The 22129-nt window shown below is 66.5% G+C and carries 24 protein-coding genes and 1 tRNA gene; 20 read left to right on the top strand and 5 right to left on the bottom strand.

What is annotated here, in order from left to right; all coding sequences use genetic code 11:
• Nucleotides 1-62 precede the first annotated feature (62 nt).
• The 3 genes from mutL (at nucleotide 63) to A0W70_RS10060 (ending at nucleotide 3387) form a co-directional block, all read left to right on the top strand.
• The gene (gene mutL, locus A0W70_RS10050; RefSeq protein ID WP_067562169.1) at nucleotides 63-1865 is read left to right on the top strand and encodes a DNA mismatch repair endonuclease MutL; all 1803 of its coding nucleotides are present in this window, start codon (nucleotides 63-65) and stop codon (nucleotides 1863-1865) included.
• Nucleotides 1862-2824 carry a tRNA (adenosine(37)-N6)-dimethylallyltransferase MiaA gene (gene miaA / locus A0W70_RS10055; RefSeq protein WP_067562174.1) on the top strand — a complete coding sequence of 321 codons (963 nt, stop codon included), beginning with the start codon at nucleotides 1862-1864 and terminating at the stop codon, nucleotides 2822-2824. Before mutL ends, miaA begins: the two co-directional genes overlap by 4 nt.
• Before the next feature lie 101 nt (nucleotides 2825-2925).
• Nucleotides 2926-3387, top strand: coding sequence for a DUF4124 domain-containing protein (locus A0W70_RS10060; RefSeq protein ID WP_067562177.1), 462 nt, complete (start codon nucleotides 2926-2928; stop codon nucleotides 3385-3387).
• A gap of 216 nt (nucleotides 3388-3603) precedes the next feature.
• Here A0W70_RS10060 and A0W70_RS10065 read toward each other — a convergent pair whose 3' ends face one another.
• Nucleotides 3604-3912 (bottom strand): putative signal transducing protein, encoded by a 309-nt coding sequence (locus A0W70_RS10065; protein ID WP_067562180.1) that lies wholly within the window; start codon nucleotides 3910-3912, stop codon nucleotides 3604-3606.
• A 1-nt stretch (nucleotide 3913) separates the two neighbouring features.
• Nucleotides 3914-4852: a CAF17-like 4Fe-4S cluster assembly/insertion protein YgfZ gene (gene ygfZ / locus A0W70_RS10070; protein ID WP_067562184.1), complete on the bottom strand. Its 939-nt coding sequence runs from the start codon at nucleotides 4850-4852 to the stop codon at nucleotides 3914-3916.
• A 281-nt stretch (nucleotides 4853-5133) separates the two neighbouring features.
• On the opposite strand from ygfZ, the gene A0W70_RS16460 reads away from it, so the two are divergent.
• From A0W70_RS16460 to A0W70_RS10140, 15 genes are all read left to right on the top strand, one after another.
• A complete protein-coding gene (locus tag A0W70_RS16460; protein WP_083330932.1) occupies nucleotides 5134-5418 on the top strand; it encodes a DUF1674 domain-containing protein in 285 nt (94 codons plus the stop codon).
• 69 nt (nucleotides 5419-5487) lie between these two features.
• Nucleotides 5488-5880, top strand: coding sequence for a succinate dehydrogenase, cytochrome b556 subunit (gene sdhC / locus A0W70_RS10075; protein ID WP_067562188.1), 393 nt, complete (start codon nucleotides 5488-5490; stop codon nucleotides 5878-5880).
• Nucleotides 5881-5884: 4 nt separating this feature from the next.
• Nucleotides 5885-6265: a succinate dehydrogenase, hydrophobic membrane anchor protein gene (gene sdhD / locus A0W70_RS10080; protein ID WP_067562191.1), complete on the top strand. Its 381-nt coding sequence runs from the start codon at nucleotides 5885-5887 to the stop codon at nucleotides 6263-6265.
• A 4-nt stretch (nucleotides 6266-6269) separates the two neighbouring features.
• On the top strand, nucleotides 6270-8060 hold the full coding sequence (gene sdhA, locus A0W70_RS10085; RefSeq protein ID WP_067562196.1) for a succinate dehydrogenase flavoprotein subunit: 1791 nt from the start codon (nucleotides 6270-6272) through the stop codon (nucleotides 8058-8060).
• A 65-nt stretch (nucleotides 8061-8125) separates the two neighbouring features.
• Nucleotides 8126-8908: a succinate dehydrogenase iron-sulfur subunit gene (locus A0W70_RS10090; protein WP_067562199.1), complete on the top strand. Its 783-nt coding sequence runs from the start codon at nucleotides 8126-8128 to the stop codon at nucleotides 8906-8908.
• 39 nt (nucleotides 8909-8947) lie between these two features.
• A complete protein-coding gene (locus A0W70_RS10095) occupies nucleotides 8948-9190 on the top strand; it encodes an FAD assembly factor SdhE (RefSeq protein ID WP_067562203.1) in 243 nt (80 codons plus the stop codon).
• Complete coding sequence (locus A0W70_RS10100) at nucleotides 9153-9584, top strand: protein YgfX (RefSeq protein WP_139150823.1); 432 nt, start codon at nucleotides 9153-9155, stop codon at nucleotides 9582-9584. Before A0W70_RS10095 ends, A0W70_RS10100 begins: the two co-directional genes overlap by 38 nt.
• Nucleotides 9581-10174, top strand: a complete 594-nt coding sequence (locus tag A0W70_RS10105) for a tetratricopeptide repeat protein (RefSeq protein ID WP_067562209.1) — start codon at nucleotides 9581-9583, stop codon at nucleotides 10172-10174. The genes A0W70_RS10100 and A0W70_RS10105 overlap by 4 nt, the downstream gene beginning before the upstream one ends.
• A 303-nt stretch (nucleotides 10175-10477) precedes the next feature.
• On the top strand, nucleotides 10478-10723 hold the full coding sequence (hfq, locus tag A0W70_RS10110; protein ID WP_067562213.1) for an RNA chaperone Hfq: 246 nt from the start codon (nucleotides 10478-10480) through the stop codon (nucleotides 10721-10723).
• A 36-nt stretch (nucleotides 10724-10759) separates the two neighbouring features.
• On the top strand, nucleotides 10760-12073 hold the full coding sequence (gene hflX, locus A0W70_RS10115) for a ribosome rescue GTPase HflX (protein ID WP_067562216.1): 1314 nt from the start codon (nucleotides 10760-10762) through the stop codon (nucleotides 12071-12073).
• A 133-nt stretch (nucleotides 12074-12206) separates the two neighbouring features.
• On the top strand, nucleotides 12207-13394 hold the full coding sequence (gene hflK / locus A0W70_RS10120; RefSeq protein WP_067562220.1) for an FtsH protease activity modulator HflK: 1188 nt from the start codon (nucleotides 12207-12209) through the stop codon (nucleotides 13392-13394).
• Nucleotides 13394-14284: a protease modulator HflC gene (hflC, locus tag A0W70_RS10125; protein ID WP_067562223.1), complete on the top strand. Its 891-nt coding sequence runs from the start codon at nucleotides 13394-13396 to the stop codon at nucleotides 14282-14284. Before hflK ends, hflC begins: the two co-directional genes overlap by 1 nt.
• A gap of 62 nt (nucleotides 14285-14346) precedes the next feature.
• A complete protein-coding gene (locus tag A0W70_RS10130; RefSeq protein ID WP_342670079.1) occupies nucleotides 14347-14541 on the top strand; it encodes a DUF2065 domain-containing protein in 195 nt (64 codons plus the stop codon).
• Nucleotides 14538-15752 carry an ATP phosphoribosyltransferase regulatory subunit gene (locus tag A0W70_RS10135; protein ID WP_245675856.1) on the top strand — a complete coding sequence of 405 codons (1215 nt, stop codon included), beginning with the start codon at nucleotides 14538-14540 and terminating at the stop codon, nucleotides 15750-15752. Before A0W70_RS10130 ends, A0W70_RS10135 begins: the two co-directional genes overlap by 4 nt.
• 2 nt (nucleotides 15753-15754) lie before the next feature.
• Nucleotides 15755-17050, top strand: coding sequence for an adenylosuccinate synthase (locus A0W70_RS10140; RefSeq protein WP_067562231.1), 1296 nt, complete (start codon nucleotides 15755-15757; stop codon nucleotides 17048-17050).
• An 87-nt stretch (nucleotides 17051-17137) separates the two neighbouring features.
• Here the strand turns inward: A0W70_RS10140 and A0W70_RS10145 are convergent.
• A tRNA-Leu gene (locus tag A0W70_RS10145) sits at nucleotides 17138-17224 on the bottom strand.
• 101 nt (nucleotides 17225-17325) lie between these two features.
• Between A0W70_RS10145 and rnr the strand changes: the two genes are divergently transcribed.
• Together rnr and rlmB are read left to right on the top strand one after the other, a co-directional pair.
• On the top strand, nucleotides 17326-19695 hold the full coding sequence (rnr, locus tag A0W70_RS10150) for a ribonuclease R (RefSeq protein ID WP_067562235.1): 2370 nt from the start codon (nucleotides 17326-17328) through the stop codon (nucleotides 19693-19695).
• A gap of 27 nt (nucleotides 19696-19722) precedes the next feature.
• The gene (gene rlmB, locus A0W70_RS10155) at nucleotides 19723-20499 is read left to right on the top strand and encodes a 23S rRNA (guanosine(2251)-2'-O)-methyltransferase RlmB (RefSeq protein ID WP_067562240.1); all 777 of its coding nucleotides are present in this window, start codon (nucleotides 19723-19725) and stop codon (nucleotides 20497-20499) included.
• Here the strand turns inward: rlmB and A0W70_RS10160 are convergent.
• Together A0W70_RS10160 and A0W70_RS10165 are read right to left on the bottom strand one after the other, a co-directional pair.
• The gene (locus A0W70_RS10160; protein WP_245675857.1) at nucleotides 20478-21191 is read right to left on the bottom strand and encodes a carbonic anhydrase; all 714 of its coding nucleotides are present in this window, start codon (nucleotides 21189-21191) and stop codon (nucleotides 20478-20480) included. The genes rlmB and A0W70_RS10160 overlap by 22 nt on opposite strands.
• An 11-nt stretch (nucleotides 21192-21202) precedes the next feature.
• Nucleotides 21203-22126, bottom strand: a complete 924-nt coding sequence (locus A0W70_RS10165; RefSeq protein WP_067562243.1) for a LysR family transcriptional regulator — start codon at nucleotides 22124-22126, stop codon at nucleotides 21203-21205.
• Nucleotides 22127-22129 lie beyond the last annotated feature (3 nt).

Raw genomic sequence — 22129 nt, forward strand, 5'->3', positions numbered from 1 at the left:
CCTGGCCTGTTCCGCGTCCGATACCATGGCCTCCAGACCACCCGGCGCAGTACCATGCGCCCATGCCCATTCAGGCCCTCCCCGAATCACTGGTCAACCAGATCGCTGCCGGCGAGGTCGTCGAGCGGCCCGCGTCCGTCGTCAAAGAACTGGTCGAGAACGCGCTTGATGCCGGCGCGCGGCGCATCGCCGTTGAAGTGGAGCAGGGCGGCACCCGCCTGATCCGCGTGCGCGACGACGGCGGCGGTATCCCGGCCGCCGAACTGCCGCTGGCGCTCGCGAGCCACGCGACCAGCAAGATCGCCTCACTCGACGATCTGGAACATGTCGCCAGTCTCGGCTTCCGCGGCGAGGCGCTGCCGAGCATCGCCTCGGTCGCCCGTCTGCGCATCACCTCGGCCACGGCGGATGCCGATCACGCCACGGCGATCGAGGAGGACGGACAGACCGCACCCGCGGCGCACCCGACGGGGACCACCGTCGAGGTGCGCGACCTGTTCCACAACGTCCCCGCGCGGCGCCGTTTCCTGCGCACGGAGCGTACCGAGTACGGGCACATCGAAAAGACCCTGCGGCGGCTCGCGCTGGGGCGGTTCGATGTCGACTTCCGCCTGACGCACAACGGCAAGCCGACCGGTCACTGGCCCGCGGCGGTGGAGGCGACCGAACTCGAGCGGCGCATCGGCGCGGCCTTCGGCACCGGGTTCGTGGAACACGCCCTGCGGATCGATCATGCCGGCGCCGGTCTGCAGCTGTCGGGCTGGATCGCGCAGCCGACGTTCTCGCGCAGCCAGGCCGATCTGCAGGAGTTCTTCGTCAATGGTCGCGCGATCCGCGATCGCCTGGTGACCCACGCGGTGCGCCAGGCCTATGCGGACGTGCTGTATCACGGACGCCAGCCCGCGTTCGCGCTCTACCTCGCCATCGATCCGGCCCAGGTGGACGTGAATGTCCATCCCGCCAAGCAGGAGGTCCGGTTCCGCGAGAGCCGGCTGGTGCATGAATTCCTCCGCCGCACGGTCGAGGAGGCGCTTCAGACCCCGCGCGGGGAACGCGCGGACGCCCCGTCCCCGAAGGCGGCCGCGAGCCTGGTCTCCGGATCGGAGGCAGGTGATCATCGGCCCATGCCGTCGCGCCAGAACCGCATGGCGTTGCCGGTTTCCGAGCAGATGGCGGGCTATGCCGCACTCCACCCCACCAGTGGCGCGGCGGCGGACGCGGCGGTCGCCGCCCCATCGGCGGAGGCCGGTGTCGATGCGGCTGAAGCCCGGGCGGAGACCCCCCCACCGCTGGGCTTCGCCAGGGCCCAGATCCGCGATGTCTATATCGTCGCGGAGAACGAACAGGGCCTGGTCCTGGTCGATATGCACGCCGCCCATGAGCGTGTGACGTATGAACGGCTCAAGAGCGGCCATGCCAGCGGCCGGATCCGCAGTCAGCCGCTGCTGGTTCCGCACGACATGGCCGTCAGCCGCGGCGAGGCCGATGCGGCGGAGGCGCACGGGGAGGCCTTCGCGTCGCTCGGTTTCGAGGTGGACCGCGCGGGCCCGGAGCGCCTGACCGTGCGCTGTGTTCCGACCCTGCTCGCGGATGGCGACATCGAGGCCCTCGTGCGCGACGTACTCGCGGATCTGCAGACGCTCGGCAGCAGCGAGCGGCTGCAAGAAGCGATCAACGGCGTGCTCTCGACCATGGCCTGTCACGGCTCGGTGCGTGCCGGGCGCACGCTGACCCGGGAGGAGATGGACGGCCTGCTGCGCGCGATGGAACGGACCGAGCGGGCGGATCAGTGCAACCACGGTCGCCCGACCTGGATTCAGCTCGGCATGCAGGATCTCGACCGGCTCTTCCTGCGCGGGCGATGACGGTCAGGGAAGCCACCGGGCGGCCGTCTGCCATCTTCCTGATGGGGCCGACGGCCTCCGGCAAGACCGACGTCGCCCTGCATCTCGCCGAGGCCTTCCCGCTGGAAATCATCAGTGTCGATTCGGCGGTCGTCTACCGCGGCCTCGATATCGGCACGGCCAAGCCCGGGCCCGATGAGCGGGCGCGCGTCCCGCATCACCTGGTCGACATTCTGGATCCCGAAGAGCCGTACTCGGCCGGCCGCTTCCGCGAGGATGCGATGGGTGCCATGGCCGCGATCCGCGAGCGCGGCCGGATCCCGTTGCTCGTGGGCGGGACCATGCTCTATTTCCGGGCCCTGGCCGAGGGGATCGGTCCCATGCCCCCGGCCGATGCGCAGGTCCGTGCGGCGCTGGATCGTGAGGCCGGGGAACGGGGTCTCGCAGCACTCCATGATGAGTTGCGCGCGCTGGACCCCGATGCCGCCGAGCGTATCCATCCGAACGATCCGCAGCGGATCCAGCGCGCACTCGAAGTCCACCGCATCACGGGCCGCCCGATCAGCGCCTTCCAGGGGGAACAGAGCGCCCAGGCGCTTGCGGACCGGATCCTCCAGCTCGCCGTCGCGCCAGGCGACCGGGAGCGTCTGCATGCGCGCATCGCCGAACGCTTTGATGCCATGCTCGCCGCCGGTCTGGTCGCGGAGGTCGCCGCGCTGCGCGAACGCCCGGGGCTTCATCGGGACCTGCCGTCGATGCGGGCGGTCGGGTATCGTCAGGTCTGGCAGTACCTGGACGGCGAACTCGATGAGCGGGCGTTGCGTGAGCGCGGCATCATCGCGACACGTCAGCTGGCCAAACGCCAGCTTACCTGGCTGCGCGGCATGCGTGATGTCCAGTGGTTCGACAGCGAACCGGATCCATTCCCGGCGATTCGTGCGGAGGTCGCGCGTTTCCTCGGGATGGAGGCGAATGAATGATGGCCCGGGCCGATACGGTGATAATCTGAAGGCCGATTTCCAGACAGCGCGGCGGACGACTGAGGAGCGCGCGTCGAAACGGCATGGGAGTGGGGATGAGGATGACGGTTGCGAAAACACCCGCGCTTTGGGGGCTCGCCCTCGGGCTCGCGCTTGCCGCACCCCTGCAGGCGGCCGAGATCTACAAGTGGGTGGACGAGGAGGGCGTGACCCATTATTCGCAGCAGCCGCCGCCGTCCGGCGATGCCGACCGCGTCGGCGTCGACACCCCGCCGGATGAAGAGATAGCGCGGGAACGCGAGGAGATGGAGGAGACCGGCGAGCGACTCGAGGCCCAGCGCGAACAACGCCGGGAAGCCGAGCAACAGGCACAAGAGAACGCGGCGGAGCGTGAGCGGCGCCAGCAGCGCTGTGCGGACCTGCGCGCATCCCTGCAGAAGCTGACCGAGAACCGGCGCCTGCTCGTCCCGGACGAGGAGGGTAATGTCCGCCGTCTCTCGGAGGAGGAACGGCAGCAGCGCGTGGCCGAACGCCGCCGCCAGATCGATGAGCAATGCGGGTGAGGCGAAGGGCGTAGGGGCTAGGGCCAAGGGCCAAGGGCCAAGGGCCAAGGCTACAGATCGTAGGCCGGCCTTGCCCGGCGCTACCGCGCGTTCAGTGTGTGCACCGCCGTCCGCCGCCGGGGAATGCCGGCATTGCGCGGTGATACCCTCGGCCGATTCCAGCGCACTGGACCGCGTAAGTCCGACCTACGTGTGACGGCGGCAGGCGGCCCCTGGTCAGGTCTCGCGATCCCGCCCGCAGGCCCAGCAGATCTCGAACGCCGGCTCGTTGATCTCGCGGCAGTGGCGGCAGATCCACTGTTCCCCCTCCGGGCGGGCCCGCTCGAATTGAGCAATCAGGTCGCGGGCGCGCTCGTAGAGGTCCGGATCCTCGATCCACACCGTCGGCCGGGTGTCCATCGGCAGTTCACCGATCGCCCCGGTCAGCATGTTGCCGTGCACCGTCGCCGTGATCCCCTGGTGTTCCAGGTGGTCACGGATGATCTGCGCGTCGAACGCGTTTTCCGCGCTGTAAACGCGTTTCAATTCACGCCGCCTCGTCTTCGACGCTGTACGGCAGCGCCCGGCGCTCAGCCGTGTGGCCCTCGATCGTCAGCGGCTCGCCCGCCTCGCGGTGGATGACCGCCAGCAGGAGACTGCCATCCGCCGGCAATGGTGCGGCCTCGACGACCTCGCCCACCTTTTTGCCATCGTGTTCGACGACCGCACCGGGTTCGGGAGGCGACGTGCCAGCGCCGAGCTGGAGCAACTGCATGCGGCGTTTGATGCGACCGAGATAGTGTGTGCGCGCGATCACCTCCTGGCCGGGGTAACACCCCTTGCGGAAGTCGACCGCGCCGAGGCGGTCGAGATTGAGCATCTGGGCGACGAAGTGGCCCGCCGTGGCCTCGTGCACGCTGGGGATGCCCGCCTCGATATCCAGCAATCGCCATTGGGCGCTGTCCACTTCGATCGCATGCCCGGCGAGTTGATCCCAGACGGCGTTCACCGCTTCCGGTTCGCCGTGGATCTGCCAGCGCGGACGCGGACCGGCGAGGCACACGATGCATGCCCCCGCATCCGTGATCGCGGACTGCCCCGGTTCGGTGGGCAGGGACTCGACCACGGCACCCAGAGCGATGGCCGCGCTGTGACCGGCCACCGCGCAGTGTGCGAGTGCATCCGAGACATCTTCGATGCGGACATCCGCCCGCAGCACGTACTTGGCGAGTTGCTGACGAACCGCTTCGATCCGGTCGTCGGGGATCTCCAGGAGGAAGCGGTCGGGCTCCGCGTAGAGTCGCCCGACCATCAGCAGTCGGCCGCGCGCATCGGAGTATGACGTCAGGCGCGATTCGCCGGCCGTAAGCCCGAGAACATCCGTGCTCAACTGACCGTGCAGGAATGTCGCGGCGTCGCCGCCCTGGAGCGATAACAGACCCCGATCGTCGAGCCGGCTGCGGATGCTGCCATCCGTGATCGCCATGCTCTGGTCGTCCCGGTCCTGTCCGCTTTGGGGACCGTGGCCGGGAAGGGGAGTGGAAACCGTCGCGGACATCGCTGCACTCCTGCATCTGTTTCGGGTAGCGCGTCGATTCGTCTGTACCGTATCCGTGGAAACGGTGGTCAATATCGAATCGAATCGGGATACCCATTGTAGCGTGTCATGATCATCTTACGGCGAATGGCCAGCGGGAAACGAATTACCGCTCCAGATGGCTACTTGACCGTCGGAAATTCGTTTAAATATATACCGGGCAGATAATCATGCTATTTACGGCGGCTTGTAAGGCGGAGTGTTTTGACAAAGGCGATGCAAACGTCAACAATGAACCGCCTACGCGCTCAGGATCCTTTGACGTGACCGAATCCGAATCCCGCAAACCCGCCGAAAACGATACAAGCCGGTCGCCGGGTACGCCGGACGGTCGTACCGATTCGGGCGACCAGACCGATGGCAGGCGTCAACCCCGGGAAAGCGGTGGTCCAAAGGGACTGGAGCCGACCCGGTACGGTGACTGGGAGCGTAACGGACGCTGCACGGATTTCTGAAATGTCGCCCATGCGGCCGCGGAGCGCTCCGACGGTTGCCGGGCCCTTGTCGTGGAAGGGGAACTCAACATGGCTGGACGCGCAAAACCGCTGTCGCCACACCTGCAGATCTACCGCCTGCCGCTCAACGCCATCCTTTCCATTACGCACCGGATCACGGGCGTGGTTCTCGCGCTCGGCGCCGTGCTCGTCGTGGCCTACCTGATCGCGGCCGCTTCCGGATCACAGGCCTTCGGCGCGATGTACTCGATGGGGGCGCACTGGCTCGGCCAGATCGTCCTGTTCGGGTTCACGCTTGCCCTGTACTACCACATGTGCGCCGGTGTCCGGCACCTGTTCTGGGATGCCGGCTACGGATATGAACTGCAGACCGCGCGCCGGACTTCGTACGCGATCATCGTGGTGGCGGTCGTTCTCACGCTCGTCACCTGGACGGTGGCGTATACGGTCTCCGGAGGTTGATGGCATGAGTCTGCGTACACCGCTTGCCGCCGCGCGCGGACTGGGTTCAGCAAAAGAGGGCGTCGAACACTGGTGGAAGCAGCGCCTGACCGCGATCGCCCTTGTGCCCCTGCTGCTGTGGTTCGGTTTCTCCGTGGCCCTGCTGGGCACGGCCGATTACTACACGGTCATGGGCTGGCTGGCGCATCCAGTCAACGCCGGCCTGATGATCCTCGTGCTGTCGGTCGGTCTCTGGCACGGCATGCTCGGCCTCCAGGTCGTAATCGAAGACTACATCGCCACCGAATGGAAAAAGATCACGGTCCTTCTGCTGGTGCAGTTCGCGTCCGTGATTCTCGCCCTTGCCGGCATACTCGCCGTGCTCCGAATCGCCCTGGGAGTCTGACTGCATGACCGCCGACTACACCATCGTCGATCACACCTACGATGTCGTCGTTGTGGGCGCCGGCGGCGCCGGCCTGCGCGCCACGCTCGGCATGGCCGAGAAAGGCCTCAGCACCGCCTGCGTGACCAAGGTCTTCCCCACGCGCAGCCATACGGTCGCCGCACAGGGCGGCATGTCCGCCGCGCTCGGCAATATGGGCGAGGACAGCTGGCAGTGGCACATGTACGACACCGTCAAGGGATCCGACTGGCTCGGTGACCAGGACGCCATCGAATACATGTGCCGTGAGGCCGTGCCGGCCGTGATCGAGCTGGAGCATTCCGGTGTGCCGTTCTCGCGCACCGACGAGGGCACGATCTATCAGCGGCCGTTCGGTGGCATGACCACCCATTTCGGCAAGGGGACCGCCCAGCGAACCTGCGCCGCGGCCGACCGTACCGGCCACGCGATCCTGCATACGCTGTATCAGCGCTCGCTGGCGGAGAAAGCGGAGTTCTTTATCGAGTACTTCGCGCTCGATCTGATCATGGAGGACGGCGAGTGCCGTGGCATCGTCGCGTGGGAGTTGGCCACGGGGACGCTGCACCGGTTCCGGGCCCAGCAGGTCGTGCTCGCGACCGGCGGTTACGGGCGCTCGTACTTCTCCTGCACGTCGGCGCATACCTGTACCGGCGACGGTAACGGCATGGTGCTGCGCGCGGGCCTGCCGCTGCAGGACATGGAATTCGTCCAGTTCCATCCCACGGGCATCTACGGCGCCGGCTGCCTGATCACCGAAGGCGTACGCGGTGAGGGCGGCTACCTGACCAACTCCGAGGGTGAGCGTTTCATGGAACGCTACGCACCCAATGCCAAGGATCTCGCATCGCGTGACGTGGTCAGCCGCGCCATGACGATCGAGATCCGCGAAGGCCGGGGTGTCGGCGCGAACAGCGACCACATCCACCTGAATCTGCAGCACCTCGGGCCCGAGGTGATCAACGAGCGCCTGCCCGGCATCGCGGAATCGGCACGGATCTTCGCCGGCGTCGACGTCACGAAAGAACCGATCCCCGTGATCCCGACCGTGCACTACAACATGGGCGGCATCCAGACGAACTACCGGGGCGAGGTCGTGACGCTCGACGGCGACGATCCCGACGCGGTCGTTCCGGGTCTGATGGCCATCGGCGAGGCGGCCTGCGTGTCGGTGCACGGTGCCAATCGCCTCGGCTCGAATTCGCTGCTGGACATCGTCGTCTTCGGTCGGGCCGCGGCGATCCGGGCCGCCGAGTTGATCGAGCCTGGCGCGACGCAGCGGCCACTGCGCGAGGGCTCCAGCGACTGGATCATCGAGCGTTTCGATCGCCTGCGCCATGCCGATGGCGGCACCTCGACCTCGGAACTGCGCGACCGGATGCAGGCCACGATGCAGGCCAATGCCGCCGTGTTCCGTACCGAGGAACTGCTCGCCGAAGGCAGCGAGAAGATGAACGAGATCTACCGCGCGTTCGCGGATGTCCGGGTGGCCGATCGGTCCCTGATCTGGAACACGGATCTGGTCGAGACGCTGGAACTGGAAAACCTGCTCGGGTGTGCCGTGACGACCGTGGATTCCGCCCTCAACCGCAAGGAAAGCCGGGGCGGCCACGCCCGTGAGGACTACGCGGACCGCGATGACGACAACTGGATGAAGCACACGCTGTGCTGGGTGGATCCCGAAAACGGCGGCACACGAATCGATTATCGACCGGTCCACATGTACACGCTGACCGACGAGGTGGAGACCATCCCGCCGAAGCAGCGCGTCTACTGAACGATCGGCACCCGGGCAGCTGACATACGATCAGCGCCCGCTCGACTACTCAAGGGGCATGCACGATGGCGCAGTTCACGCTTCCCGCGAACAGCAAAATCGAGATGGGCAAGACGTTCCCGGCACCGGAGGGCGCGCAGCGCACGCGGAAATTCCGGATCTATCGCTGGGATCCCGATACCGATGACAATCCGCGTATCGATACGTTCGAGATCGATCTCGATCGCACCGGGCCGATGGTGCTCGACGCCATCATCCACATCAAGAACGAGATCGACCCGACGCTTACTTTCCGTCGATCTTGCCGTGAGGGGATCTGCGGTTCCTGCTCGATGAACGTGAACGGGCGCAATACGCTCGCCTGTATCAGCTCGATCGACGACTACAAAGGCGACGTGAATATCTATCCGCTGCCGCACATGGAGGTCCACAAGGATCTCGTGCCGGACATGACGCATTTCTATGCCCAGCACGCGTCGGTGGAGCCGTGGATCAAGACGCAGTCACCGACCCCGCCGGATCGTGAGCGGCTGCAGTCGAAGGAGGAGCGTGAAGCGCTCGACGGGCTGTATGAGTGCATCCTCTGCGCCTGCTGCTCCACGAGTTGCCCGAGCTACTGGTGGAACCCGGAGAAATACCTCGGCCCCGCCACACTGCTGAACGCCTATCGCTGGATCGCGGATTCCCGCGACGAGGCGACCGGCGAGCGGCTCGATGCCCTGAACGATCCGTTCAAGCTGTATCGCTGCCACACGATCATGAACTGCGCGGACTCGTGTCCCAAGGGCCTCAACCCCGCGAAGGCGATCGGCGAGGTGAAAAAGCTGCTGGTCGAGCGCCGGGGCTGAAGCCGGGCTCGCATGGGCCCTGGCGAGGGGAGCCGCGCCATGAACGGGACGTCGCGTCTGCGCTGGCTGTGCCGTCGGGGGATGAAAGAACTCGACGTGCTCCTGTCCCGGTTCCTCGAGCACGGGTATCCGGCGCTGGATGAAGCCGGGCAGCGCGGTTTCGCGCGTCTGCTCGAACGCCAGGATCCCGAGATCTACGCCCTGCTGACCGCGCGGGCGGAAACCGACGATCCGGAGATCGATTGTGTCGTCCAGCGTATTCGAAGCGACGCTGGCCTTTGAGCGCGGTCGCTCGCGGGTTCTGGTAGCCGGAGTGGTCTCCGCCTGGCTCGCGGGCGCTCTGGGCGTCGTGTTGGCCGTGGACCACCCGCTGACCATCGCGGCGGTGCCGGTCGCGGCCATCGGCTGCTGGGCCGATCTGCGGCGCCTGAAACCCGGGCTGCGGCTGTGGTGGCGCGGCGAGGGCGACTGGCGCTGCGGTGATCCCGAAGGTCCGGCATGGGCACTGGATCGCTCCACCTGGTCGACCCCCTGGCTGGTCCTGCTCGTACTGCGCGGCCCCGCCCGCACCGTGCGGATCCCACTCGCACGTGACGCGGTCGATCCGACCGTCTGGCGCCGCCTGCGGGCCCGTCTGCGCATCAGTGGCGCCGCCCCGGAGGGAGCTGACCCATGACCAGGCAAGACGCCCACATCAGTGTCGGACCTATGCGGTCCGTCTTCGGTGTGCTCCTGATCGCGGCCATGATGGCATTGGCCCCGTCTGGCGCCCGGGCGGATCAGGACGATCCGGCGCTCGATGCGCTGTTCGAGCGGCTTCAGTCGGTCGAAGAGCAGGCCGAAGGAGAGCGCGTTACCAACCGGATCTGGGAGCTGTGGCGGGAAATCGACGACCCGGGACTGGCGGCCGCCATGGAGCAGGGCATCGTCGCCATGCGCTCGGGTCGACACGCCGAGGCGGAGCGCCGTTTCAGCGCGGTGATCGAGGCGCAACCCGACTACGCCGAGGCCTGGAACAAGCGGGCCACGGCGCGTTATCTGCGTGGTCGGTACGCGGGTGCCGCCGCCGACATCCGCCGCACGCTCGCGCTGGAGCCACGTCATTTCGGCGCCCTGGCCGGTCTCGGGCTGGTCTACATGCAGCTCGAACGCTACCGTGCGGCGATCGAGTCGTTCCAGCGGGCGCTGGAGATCAACCCCTGGCTCGAGGGGACCCGACGCAACGTCGATATCGCGCGCGAGCGGCTGCGGGCAGGGAATACCTGAGCCGGGGCGCCGGCGGCCGCCGTCCGCGTCCGCGGATTCCCCGGATCCATGCCGGCTCGGCTTGAATCCGCGCTCGATCTCCCCCACATCCTGATCAGGCCGGATAATTCGGTTGCGCGCATAGTGTATCCGTGCACGGCCAGCTAGAATGAATACGGGGGACGGTATTCGAGCCCAGGGTATGGGCACGGATGCACTTTCCCCATTGAATTTATCGTGATCGCGCCCGGGCCGCACAGCGGACCCACACGATACCGGGCCGCTCGTCGGTAAGGCGTCACGCTTCCAGCGGAGAGTCGCTTCATGGCAAAAGGGCAGTCATTACAAGAACCCTTCCTCAATCAACTCCGGAAAGAACGGATCCCGGTGTCGATTTTTCTTGTGAACGGGATCAAATTGCAGGGCCAGGTCGAGTCATTCGACCAGTTCGTGGTGCTGCTCAAGAATTCGGTCAGCCAGCTCGTCTACAAGCACGCGATCTCAACGATCGTGCCTGCGCGCGCGGTCCGTCTGGATACACCGGGCGACGAAGGCGAGTCCGAGGGTTGATCGGCCAGGCCCCTGGCCTTCGGCCGACACCGTACGTTGTTTGAGCGACCCCGCAGCGAGACCGAACGGGCCATCGTGGTCCATATCGGTATTGGCCGCACGTGGTCCGAAGAGGCGGTGCAGGAATTCCGGGAACTGGCACTCGCCAGCGGCGCCAACGTCGTTGGCGAGATTGTCGGTAGCCGGATGAAGCCGGATCCGAAGTTCTTCGTCGGTACCGGCAAGGCCGAAGAGATCCGTGAGTACCTGGAGGCCCGGGAAGCCGACCTCGTGCTTGTGGACCATGCCCTGTCGCCGGGGCAGGAACGCAACCTGGAGCGTGCGCTCGGCTGTCGCGTGCTCGACCGTACGGGCCTGATCCTCGATATCTTTGCTCAGCGCGCACGTTCGTTCGCCGGCAAGCTGCAGGTGGAACTCGCCCAGTTGACCCACCTGTCCACGCGGCTCGTGCGCGGATGGACCCATCTGGAGCGCCAGAAAGGCGGGATCGGACTGCGCGGTCCCGGCGAGACGCAGCTCGAGATGGACCGCCGGCTCATCAATGGCCGGATCAAGCAGATCCGCAAGCGCCTTGAACGGGTGCACCGCCAGCGCGAGCAGGGCCGTCAGGCGCGGCAGGCGGCCGAATCCCCGCAGATCGCACTGGTCGGTTACACCAATGCGGGCAAGTCGACCCTGTTCCGGCGCCTGGCCGAGCCCGATGCCCATGTGGCCGACAGCCTCTTCGCGACGCTTGATCCGACGCTGCGCAAATTGCCGCTGCCGTTTGGCCATCCCGCGGTACTCGCCGACACGGTCGGTTTCATCCGTGAACTGCCGCATGAGCTGGTGGAGGCATTCCGCTCGACGCTGGAAGAGACCCGCGATGCGACGCTGCTGCTGCATGTCATCGACGCAGCTGACGAGACGCGTGAGCGCCGGGTCGCCGATGTGGAGCAGGTGCTCGCGGAAATCGGCGCGGCGGACGTCCCGATTCTCGAGGTGTACAACAAGATCGACCTGGCCGCGGGCAATGGCCCGGCCATCGAGCGGGATGCCGCGGGTCAGCCGATCCGTGTGCGTGTGTCCGCACACACGGGCGAGGGCATCGAGCGGCTGCTCGAAGCGGTGGCGGAGCGTCTCAGCGGCGAGCAGTTGCATGGATGGCTGCGGATCGAACCGGATCAGGGGCGACTCCGCGCCCGCCTGTACGCCGAAGGGGCTGTCGTGACGGAACAACCCGAACAGGACGGCTCCCTCTGGCTGGAGGTCGCGATCGACCGAACGGACTGGGATCGGATCGCCGCGGGCGAGTCAATCGCGCCGGATGCGCTGGTGTTTTCGAGTGGCCGAGTTGCGGGGGCGGGATGAGGTCAATAGAATACCCGCGGTTGCGCTGGTCGGCGGGCGCGGCCGTTCCGATTCCCGCACCTCGCGGATTCCCGCACTGGCGTGTTTCCCTTGCAATCATCGACCCACTCTCGCTTTACGGGAGCAGTAAATAATGGCCTGGAATGAGCCCGGCGGTGGCGGTAACCGCGACCCATGGGGAAATCGCGGTAGTGGCGGTGACGGCGGTCCACCGGACCTCGACGAGGCACTGCGAAAAGTCAAGAACCGTCTGAGCGGACTCTTCGGTGGCGGCGGCAACAGTGGCGGCTCCGGCAGCGGCGGTGGTAGCGGCGGCGTCCCGAATATCAGCCCGAAGCTGGCGTGGGGCGTGCTCGGCCTCGTTTTCCTCGGCTGGCTCGCCTCCGGCTTCTACATCATCCAGGCGGCGGAGCGCGGGATCGTGACCCGCTTTGGTGCCTTCGTAGCCGAAGTCGGTCCCGGGCCGCACTGGCATCTGCCATGGCCCGTCGAATCCGTCGAGACGGTCAATGTCGCCGAGAACCGTTCCCTGACGCTGCAGCAGCAGGGCATGCTCACGCGTGACGAGAACGTGGTCGTGGTCGACATGTCGGTGCAGTACGACGTGAAGGACGCCACCGCCTTCCTGTTCGAGGTCCGTGCGCCGGAAGAGACGCTGCACCAGGTGATCGAGAGCGTGGTGCGCGAGGTCGTCGGCAAGAACCGCATGGATTTCATCATCACCGAGGGGCGTGGCGAGGTGGCCAATCGTGTGCATGAGTTGGCCCAGGGGATCGTCGACGAATACTCGACCGGTCTCAATATCCAGGCGGTCAACCTGCGTAACGCGCAGCCGCCGGAGCCGGTTCAGCCCGCATTCGAAGACGCGATTACCGCGCGCGAGGATCAACAGCGCTTCATCAACGAGGCGCGTGCCGTGCGCAACCGGATCATTCCGGGCGCTCGCGGTGAAGCCGCGCAGACGATCGAAGAGGCGCGCGCCTACCGTACCCGCGTGGTCGAGTCCGCCGAGGGTGACGTTTCGCGGTTCACTGCGTTGCTCAACGAGTATCAGCAGGATCCGCAGGTCACTCGTAAACGCCTCTACATGGACACCATGGAGCGCGTGCTGAGCAACACCGGCAAAGTACTGGTGGACCGTGAGGGAGAAGGCCGCAACATGATTTACCTGCCGCTCGACCGCATGGCAAATCAGCCATCGGGGCAGTCCAGCAGTGGTAACCGGGTCGGCCTGCCGTCGGCGCCGATGAGCAGCGCAGCCGGTTCAGATGGTGATTCGTCACGGGGCAACCGGCCCGACCGGTCGCGGGAGTCGAACTGATGAATCGCTTCTACGCATTTGTGACGGCGCTCGCGATCCTGATCGTCGTGGCGGTGGCCTCGACCTTTCAGGTCCACGTGACCGAACGGGCGATCAAGCTGGAACTGGGCGAGGTGGTCGCGGCCGATTACGAGCCCGGCATCCACTTCAAGATCCCGTTCTATCAGCGGGTCTACAAGTTCGATGACCGGATCCTGACCATGGATTCGTCCCCGGACCGCTACCTGACGGCCGAGCAGAAGAACCTGATCGTCGATGCCTTCGTGAAGTGGGAAATCGTCGACACGGTACAGTTCTTCAAGTCCACGGGCGGCGATGAGCAGCGCGCACGCGGGCGTCTGCATCAGTTCGTGGAGAACCAGCTCAAGGACGAGTTCGGCAAGCGCGCGATCGTCGAAGTGGTCTCCGGTGAGCGTAATGAGATCATGAACGCGGTGCAGCAGATCGTTGACGACAAGGCCGAGGACCTCGGCATCAACGTGATTGATGTGCGCGTGAAGAAGGTCGATCTGCCCGAGAGCGTCCTGACCTCGGTCTACGACCGCATGACGAAGGAACGTGAGGCGGTTGCTCAGCGGTTCCGCGCCGAGGGTCGTGAGGAAGCGCAGCGAATCCGGGCCGAAGCGAACCGCGAGGTCGAAGAGATCGCGGCCGAGGCGTACCGCGAGGCCCAGGGTATCCGCGGTGAAGGCGATGCGACCGCGGCCAATACCTACGCCCAGGCGTATCGGGAGGACTCCGAGTTCTATTCGTTCTACCGCAGCCTGTTGGCCTACGAAGAATCCTTCAAGGGCGGGCGTGATGCGCTGGTACTGGAACCCGATTCCGAATTCTTCGACTACTTCGGCAACTCCAATGGCCGCAGCGGAGAGAAGGACGACGGCGAGTGACGCCGGTCGTTTCCATGCCGATCGGGGCCGGCCGCAGGGTCGGCCCCGATGGATCCTGACCCATGGATATGGCCTGGACTGACCTGGGCGTCGCGATCGCCCTGGTACTGGTGATCGAGGGCGTGATGCCCTTCCTGGCGCCCGCATCGCTGCGGCGCACCCTGGCGACAATGGCCGCCATGCCCGATCGCTCCCTGCGGGTCGTTGGCGCGGTCAGCATGATGCTCGGTCTGGCCCTGCTGTATTTCATCCGATGAACAAGAACACAACCGGAACACCGAATGCCCCCGGCATGCGCTGGCTTCTGCCCGAGGGGATCGAGGAGGCGTTGCCGCGATCGGCTGCGCGGCTCGAGCGACTGCGGCGTCGTCTGTTGGACGTATATTCCCGCTGGGGATATGAACTGGTCATCCCGCCGCTCATCGAGTACCTCGATTCCCTGTTGATCGGCGCGGGGCATGATCTCGAACTCGACACCTTCAAGCTGGTCGACCAGCGTTCCGGTCGAATGATGGGGCTGCGCGCGGACATGACGCCGCAGGTCGCGCGGGTAGATGCGCACCGGTTGGCACGGCCGGTTCCCACGCGTTTGTGTTATGTGGGATCGGTTGTCCACACGCGGCCGGGACCATTCGGCGGCGGCCGCAGTCCACTGCAGGTAGGGGCGGAACTCTACGGTCACGGTGGCCTCGATGCCGATGTGGAGGTGGTCGAGCTCCTGTTGACGACGCTCGATGAGGCCCGGGTATCGGGCCCCCTGTGTCTCGATCTCGGCCATGTCGGGATCGTGCGGGGACTGGCGGCGAAGACCGGAATCGGTGAGGCGGACGAGGCGGCGCTGTTCGAGATGCTCCAGCGCAAAAGTACGCCGGATATCCGCGCCTATATCGATCACCTTGATCTCGACGCCGAATCCGATGCGATGTGGCGCAGCCTGATCGATCTGCACGGCGATCGATCGGTCCTTGCGCGCGCCCGCGAGGCGCTGGCGTCGGCGGGCCCGGATGTGCTCGCTGCGATCGACTATCTGGAGCGGATCGGGGAGCGCCTCGGGGAACGTCATCCGGAACTGCAGCTGCATTTCGATCTCGCCGAACTGCGCGGATACCACTATCACACCGGCGTCGTCTTTGCGGTCTTTGTGCCGGGCGAGGGCGAAGAACTCGCCCGTGGCGGACGCTATGACGGCATCGGCGAGGCGTTCGGGCGGGCACGCCCGGCCACCGGGTTCAGCACCGATCTGCGACGTCTGATCGCGCTGGGATCGGAGGCGCTGCCAGCGGGGCCGGGACCGATCGCGGCCCCCGCGGAAGACGACCCCGCGCTGACGGCCCGGGTTCGGGAACTGCGATCGGCGGGCGAACGGGTCATCGCGATGCTGCCGGGCCAGGAAGGCGGTCCGGGCGAAATGGGCTGCGACCGGCAACTGGTGCGGCGTGAGGGCAACTGGACCGTGGAAGAACTCTGAACATGGGGCGCAGCGTAGTCGTTCTGGGGGCCCAGTGGGGCGATGAGGGCAAGGGCAAGGTCGTTGATCTGCTGACGCCGGAGGCCGATGCCGTGGTCCGCTTCCAGGGCGGCCACAATGCCGGGCACACGCTGGTGATCGATGGCGCCAAGACCGTATTGCACCTGATTCCCTCCGGGATCCTGCACGAAGGTGTGGAGTGCCTCATCGGCAACGGGGTCGTTCTGTCTCCCGAGGCGCTGTTCGACGAGATTGCGATGCTCGAGGAAGCCGGCGCGAATCCGTGCGAGCGTCTGCGGATCAGTGAGGCCTGTCCGCTCATCCTGCCCGTGCACGTCGCCCTCGACCGGGCGCGCGAGACCCGCCGCGGTGCCGGCGCGATCGGCACGACCGGGCGCGGGATCGGCCCCGCCTACGAGGACAAGGTATCCCGCCAGGGCCTGCGCGTGAACGATCTGTTCCAGCCGGAACGATTCGCCGCCAAGCTCGAGGCACTGCTCGATTTCCACAATTTCTCGCTGCAGCACTATTTCGGCGTCAAACCGGTCGATTTCCGGGAGACGCTGGACGGGGCTATGGCCTATGCCGACCGGCTGCGGCCGCTGATCACGGACGTACCGACCCGCCTGCGGGACATTCGCCGCGCCGGCGGCAGTATCATGTTCGAGGGCGCGCAGGGTGCGCTGCTCGACATCGACCACGGCACCTATCCATTCGTGACCTCGTCGAATACGACGGCCGGCGGTGTCTCGAGCGGCAGCGGCGTCGGTCCGCTGCATCTCGATTACGTGCTGGGGATCACCAAGGCGTACACCACGCGCGTGGGCGGTGGCCCGTTCCCGACCGAACTGCAGGATGAGACCGGCGCCTATCTGGCGCGCCAGGGCAATGAGTTCGGGGCGACGACCGGTCGCCCGCGGCGTTGCGGCTGGTTCGACGCGGTCGCCATGCGGCGCGCCGCCGAGGTGAACAGCCTGTCCGGCCTGTGCCTGACCAAACTGGATGTGCTGGATGGGCTGCCGACCCTGAAAATCTGTACGGGCTACCGCGTCGATGGTGAGCTGCTGTCGGATATTCCCGTCGGCGCGGACTCCCTGTCATGCTGCGAGCCCGAGTATATCGAAATGCCCGGCTGGCAGGCGTCGACCGTGGGCTGCCGCGATCTCGACGACCTGCCCGATAATGCCCGCGCCTATCTGCGCCGGATCGAGGAGCTGGTCGAGGTGCCCATCGACATGATCTCGACCGGCGCCGACCGGGACGAGAACATCATCATGCGCCATCCGTTCTCGCACTGAGAACGGCGTGGATTCCTGATTGTCGAGAGAACAGGGCCGTCCGCTCCGCCGCGGGCTTAGTGACGGTTACGGATGCGACCGGAAAGATGGTGCCGAGGAGAGGACTTGAACCTCCACGGGGTTTCCCCCACTAGCACCTGAAGCTAGCGCGTCTACCAATTCCGCCACCTCGGCATGGTGGTGGGCTCGCCGGGCCAACCCGGCGAGCGCGAAAATCTACAAGGCGTAACGGCGCCTGTCAACGAAAACGAGTAATCAACGGAGCGAATCCATTCATGGCGTCACGCCAAAAGCGCAAAACCCCGAAGGATCCGAACGCGGAGCGTGAAGCCGCCCGCTACAGCCGCCCGATCGCCAGCCGCGAGGCGCTGCTGCGCCTGTTGCACGACGCGGCCGAGCCGATGTCGTACGACGAGGTGGCGGCGGCGCTGGAATTCACCCACGAAGACGATCTGGAGGCGCTGCGGCGGCGCCTGAAAGCGATGGTACGCGACGGTCAGCTCCTGCTGAACCGCCGCGAGGGCTACCTGCCGGTCGATTCGGAAAACCTCGTGCGGGGCCGGATCATCGCGCACCCGGACGGCTTCGGCTTCCTGGTGCCGGACGAGGGCGGTGGCGATCTGTACATGAATCCGCGCGAAATGCGCGCGCTGATGCATGGCGACCGGATCGTTGCCCGCATCACCGGCGTCGACCGGCGGGGCCGGCGCGAGGGCGCGATCGCGGAGATCCTCGAGCGGGCCAACAGCACGGTGGTGGGGCGCATCGCGGTCGAGAGCGGCGTGACCGTGCTCGTACCGGACAACAAGCGCATCATCCAGGACGTGCTGATCCCGAACGAGTACCTCGAGGGTGCCCGCGACGGGCAGATCGCCGTCGCGGAGATCACCGATCAGCCGACCTATCGTCGTCAGCCGGTGGGGCGGGTCACGCGCATCCTGGGTGATCGCCTGGCCGCCGGCATGGAGGTCGATGTCGCGATCAACTCGCACGGCATCCCGTCCGATTGGCCGGAGGCCGTCGAGCGCGAAACCGCGGCTATCGACGATGAGGTCGCCGCGGCCGACAAGAAGAAGCGCAAGGATCTGCGCAAGCTGCCGCTGGTCACGATCGATGGGGCCGACTCGAAGGATTTCGATGACGCCGTCTACTGCGAGTCGAAGTGGAACGGCTGGCGCCTGGTCGTCGCCATCGCCGATGTCGGCGCGTACGTGGAGGAGGATACGGCGCTCGATGCGGAGGCGGAGCGCCGCGGCACATCCGTGTACTTCCCGAACCGGGTCGTGCCGATGCTGCCCGAGAAACTCTCCAATGGGCTTTGTTCACTCAATCCCGAGGTGGATCGGCTGTGTCTGGCGGCCGATCTTCGCATCGGCAAGGACGGTACGGTCGAGCGGATCCGTTTCGTCGAGGGAGTCATGCGCAGCCACGCCCGGCTGACGTATGACGATGTGGCGAACATCCTGCTGCACGGCGATCAGAACACGCGCGAGCGATTCCGGAAAGTCGTGCCGCACCTCGAGAACCTGCATGGCCTGTTCAAGACGTTGCTGCAGGCGCGGCGTCGACGCGGCGCGATCGAATTCGATTCGACCGAGACCGAGATCCAGTTCGACGATGACGGGCGCATCGACTCGATCGAGCCGGTGGAGCGCAATGACGCCCACCGGATCATCGAGGAATGCATGGTGACGGCGAACGTCGCGGCCGCGCGTTATCTGCAGAAGCACAAAATGCCGGCGCTCTACCGCGTCCACAACGGGCCCGAGGGCGACCAGGTCGATGAACTGCGGACCTTTCTGTCCGAGCGCGGTCTGCGCCTGGCCGGTGGCAGCGAACCCGGGCCGAAGGATTTCTCCCGCGTGCTGGAGGAGGCCGCCAATCGCCCGGATGCCTATCTGATCCAGACGGTCATGCTGCGGTCCATGCAGCGGGCCGTGTACCAGCCCGATTGCACCGGTCACTTCGGTCTCGGGCTGGATGAGTACGCGCACTTCACATCCCCCATCCGGCGCTATCCGGATCTGCTCGTGCACCGCGCGATCAAGCATCGGCTCAACGGCGGGAAGCCGCGGAATTACAGCTATGAGCATGAGGACATGGTGCGCTTCGGCGACCACTGTTCACTTACCGAGCGGCGCGCCGACGAGGCGACCCGCGACGTCGAGGCCGTGCTCAAGTGCCAGTACATGCAGGAGCACGTCGGTTCGGAGTTCGAGGGGCTGATCACCGGTGTGACCTCGTTTGGCGTCTTCGTGGTCCTGAACTCGATGTACGCCGAGGGTCTGGTGCACGTTACGTCGCTGCCCAAGGACTACTACCACTTCGACCCGGCTGGCCACAGCCTCACCGGCGAGCGCTCGGGCCGGGTGTATCGACCCGGCGACCCGATGCGCGTGCGCGTCACGCGGGTCGACATCGACGAGCGCAAGATCGACTTCGATCCAGCCACCGACGGCGACGAGGGCGGCAAGCGCAAAGCGGATGGGGGCGTCGGGCGCGGCCGGTCGGATCGGAAAACCGCCTCGAAGAAAAAGGCGGCCAGCAAAAAGAAGGCGGCCAGCAAGAAGAAGAGTTCCAGTCGGCGCAGATCCCGCAAAAAATCGCCGGCGGCCGGCAAGGCTGGGGCCCAGGGCAGTGACTGACCCCGCCGCGCAATCCGCGGGGGCGCCATGAGCGGCCGCGGACGCTGGATCGGGGGCATCAATCCGGTCGACGCCGCGGTCAGCCAGGGCGCGGGCCGCGTGCGGCGCCTGTGGGTCGACCGCAAGCGCGACGACCGCCGGCTGCGCACGCTGGTCGAACAGGCCGAGGCGGCCGGCATAGCGGTTGAACGGGTCACGGCGAAGGCGCTGGGCCGGCATCTGCCCGAGCTGCGCCACCAGGGCGTCGCGGCCGAAGTGGTGGACGGCGACACCCTGGATGAATCGGCGCTGATCGACCGCCTTCAGGGGCTGGATCACGAGGCGCTCGTGGTGGCCCTCGACGGTGTGCAGGATCCGCATAATTTCGGGGCCTGCATCCGCTCGGCGGAGGCCGCCGGGGCCGATGCCCTGATCGTGCCGCGCGACGGCGCGGCACGGCTGACACCGACGGTCGAACGCACCGCGGCCGGCGCGGCCCAGTGGCTCCCGGTGGCCACGGTCAATAACCTCGCCCGCACACTCGCCGAGCTGCGCGAACTCGGCCTGTGGGTTGTCGGCACCGCCGGCGATGCGCCGCAGACGCTATGGAGCGCCGATCTGCGCGTTCCGGTGGTGCTCGTCCTCGGGAGCGAGGAGAAGGGCATGCGTCCGGGCGTGCGCCAGCGCTGCGATGTCGTCGTCCACATCCCGCTGGCGGGACGCACGGATAGCCTCAACGTATCCGTGGCCACGGGTGTGTGCCTGTTCGAGGCGTTGCGCCAGCGCGCGACAGCGCCGGTCGATCAATCGTCCGGTGGCGGCTGATTCGGGCCGGGCGGTTCCACGGTGCAACCGAGGTCGTAGAGCAGCCCATCCTTGAGTCGGTAGATCAGGCCGTGAATCCGGGTCTCGCGGCCGGCCGCCCAGGCACGCCGCATGATCGGAGTGTCCGCCACGCGCAGCACACCGCTGCGTACATTGAGTTCCGAGAGGCGGTCGCGCCGGGCCTCCTGGTCCTCGATGGCCTCGAGCTCGGGGGCGTGGCTGCGGGTGAGCCTGCGGATCGGCTCCAGCCAGTGGTCGGCCAGGCCGTGCAGCTCATCCTCGGTCGCCGCCTTCACGCCGCCACAGCCGTAGTGGCCGCAGACGATGATCTTGTCGATACCGAGTACATCGACGGCGTACTCGAGTGCGCTGAGCATGCTCATGTCGGTCGAATGGACGACGTTGGCGACGTTGCGGTGGACGAAGACCTCGCCCGGATCCAGCCCCACGATGACGTTGGCGGGCACGCGGCTGTCGGCGCAGCCGATCCAGAAGTATTCCGGGCGCTGCAGCGCCGCCAGTCGCGGGAAATAGTCCGGTTCGTTGTGGCGGATCCGTTCCGACCACTCCCGGTTCTGGGCGAGCAGCTTGTCCACCATGAATGGCGTGACTCCGTAGTGAGCGATCCCGGGGCTGACCCCGGCGGTTTCGTCGAGAAGCCAGCATACAGCCCGCGCGTCGCCCGTGACCATATCGGGGTCACCTATCGCGTTGCGCGGTCGCGGTCTCCGCTGGAATCCTTCAGCGAATCCGGATTGGCTCCGGCGAGCAGTTCGCGGACCAGTGGATTCGGAAAGCGCCGCGCCACGGTGACCGCGTAGAAGGTTTCCGTGACGTCCGGCACGCGGGCCGCTTCCACGAGCATCCCCGATGCCAGCTCGTCCTTGATCACGATCGGCGGGACCAGTGCGAGGCCCAGCCCCTCGCGTGCCATCAGGCGGATCATCGCCATGTCGTCGATTTCGGCGGCGATCCGGGGACGTATGCCAAGCCGGTCGACCAGGGCATCGAATGCGACGCGGAGGTTGTTCTCCGGGGTCGGCAGAATCACGGCGTGCGCGCGCAGCAGCTCCGCGATATCCATCCCCGGGGTCACGGTGTCGGCGGTGCCGACCAGACTGAGAGGCTGTTCCGCGACCCGGTGGGTGACGAACGGGGTCACGGCATCGGCCTGCGGCGCCTGGTTCACGAGCACCACGTCCAACTGCAGCGATTCCAGCGCCTGCATCAGTTCACCCGCGCCGCCCGAGCGCAGGATGACTTCGACATCGGAGCGCCCGAGGACCGGTCGCAGGAAGCCGATCTGGAAGTTGCGGGACAGCGTCGACAGCGCCCCGATGCGCAGCGCACGCCGCACGCCGTCGCTCTGGGCCAGCGTGGCCACGAGTTCATCGCCGGCGGCGAATATCGCGTCGGCATGATCCAGCGCGATCCTGCCCGCCTCGGTGAGATGGAGCCGCCGGCCGCGGCGCTCGAACAGCGCGTGCCCGAGGCGCTCCTCGAGCTTGCGGATCTGGACCGACAGGACCGACTGTGACAGGTGCAGGCGCTCGGCCGCGCGGCTCAGGCCGCCTTCATGGGCAACGGCCCAGAAATGGTGCAGGTGCTTGTAATTGATCTCGCGCATCGT

Origin of the sequence: Halofilum ochraceum (assembly GCF_001614315.2) — a bacterium.
Taxonomy (GTDB): Bacteria; Pseudomonadota; Gammaproteobacteria; order XJ16; family Halofilaceae; genus Halofilum; species Halofilum ochraceum.

What these genes read in the sequence shown, in the direction of transcription:
- sdhA (WP_067562196.1), top strand. Translation starts at nt 6,270, where the DNA reads ATGACCGCCGACTACACCATCGTCGATCACACCTACGATGTCGTCGTT.
- ygfZ (WP_067562184.1), bottom strand. Translation starts at nt 4,852, where the DNA reads ATGGCGATCACGGATGGCAGCATCCGCAGCCGGCTCGACGATCGGGGT.
- A0W70_RS10060 (WP_067562177.1), top strand. Translation starts at nt 2,926, where the DNA reads ATGACGGTTGCGAAAACACCCGCGCTTTGGGGGCTCGCCCTCGGGCTC.
- mutL (WP_067562169.1), top strand. Translation starts at nt 63, where the DNA reads ATGCCCATTCAGGCCCTCCCCGAATCACTGGTCAACCAGATCGCTGCC.
- A0W70_RS10160 (WP_245675857.1), bottom strand. Translation starts at nt 21,191, where the DNA reads ATGGTCACGGGCGACGCGCGGGCTGTATGCTGGCTTCTCGACGAAACC.
- A0W70_RS10140 (WP_067562231.1), top strand. Translation starts at nt 15,755, where the DNA reads ATGGGGCGCAGCGTAGTCGTTCTGGGGGCCCAGTGGGGCGATGAGGGC.
- A0W70_RS10105 (WP_067562209.1), top strand. Translation starts at nt 9,581, where the DNA reads ATGACCAGGCAAGACGCCCACATCAGTGTCGGACCTATGCGGTCCGTC.
- A0W70_RS10165 (WP_067562243.1), bottom strand. Translation starts at nt 22,126, where the DNA reads ATGCGCGAGATCAATTACAAGCACCTGCACCATTTCTGGGCCGTTGCC.
- hfq (WP_067562213.1), top strand. Translation starts at nt 10,478, where the DNA reads ATGGCAAAAGGGCAGTCATTACAAGAACCCTTCCTCAATCAACTCCGG.
- A0W70_RS10130 (WP_342670079.1), top strand. Translation starts at nt 14,347, where the DNA reads ATGGATATGGCCTGGACTGACCTGGGCGTCGCGATCGCCCTGGTACTG.
- rlmB (WP_067562240.1), top strand. Translation starts at nt 19,723, where the DNA reads ATGAGCGGCCGCGGACGCTGGATCGGGGGCATCAATCCGGTCGACGCC.
- miaA (WP_067562174.1), top strand. Translation starts at nt 1,862, where the DNA reads ATGACGGTCAGGGAAGCCACCGGGCGGCCGTCTGCCATCTTCCTGATG.
- A0W70_RS10095 (WP_067562203.1), top strand. Translation starts at nt 8,948, where the DNA reads ATGAACGGGACGTCGCGTCTGCGCTGGCTGTGCCGTCGGGGGATGAAA.
- hflK (WP_067562220.1), top strand. Translation starts at nt 12,207, where the DNA reads ATGGCCTGGAATGAGCCCGGCGGTGGCGGTAACCGCGACCCATGGGGA.
- A0W70_RS16460 (WP_083330932.1), top strand. Translation starts at nt 5,134, where the DNA reads ATGCTATTTACGGCGGCTTGTAAGGCGGAGTGTTTTGACAAAGGCGAT.
- A0W70_RS10135 (WP_245675856.1), top strand. Translation starts at nt 14,538, where the DNA reads ATGAACAAGAACACAACCGGAACACCGAATGCCCCCGGCATGCGCTGG.
- sdhC (WP_067562188.1), top strand. Translation starts at nt 5,488, where the DNA reads ATGGCTGGACGCGCAAAACCGCTGTCGCCACACCTGCAGATCTACCGC.
- rnr (WP_067562235.1), top strand. Translation starts at nt 17,326, where the DNA reads ATGGCGTCACGCCAAAAGCGCAAAACCCCGAAGGATCCGAACGCGGAG.
- hflC (WP_067562223.1), top strand. Translation starts at nt 13,394, where the DNA reads ATGAATCGCTTCTACGCATTTGTGACGGCGCTCGCGATCCTGATCGTC.
- A0W70_RS10090 (WP_067562199.1), top strand. Translation starts at nt 8,126, where the DNA reads ATGGCGCAGTTCACGCTTCCCGCGAACAGCAAAATCGAGATGGGCAAG.
- sdhD (WP_067562191.1), top strand. Translation starts at nt 5,885, where the DNA reads ATGAGTCTGCGTACACCGCTTGCCGCCGCGCGCGGACTGGGTTCAGCA.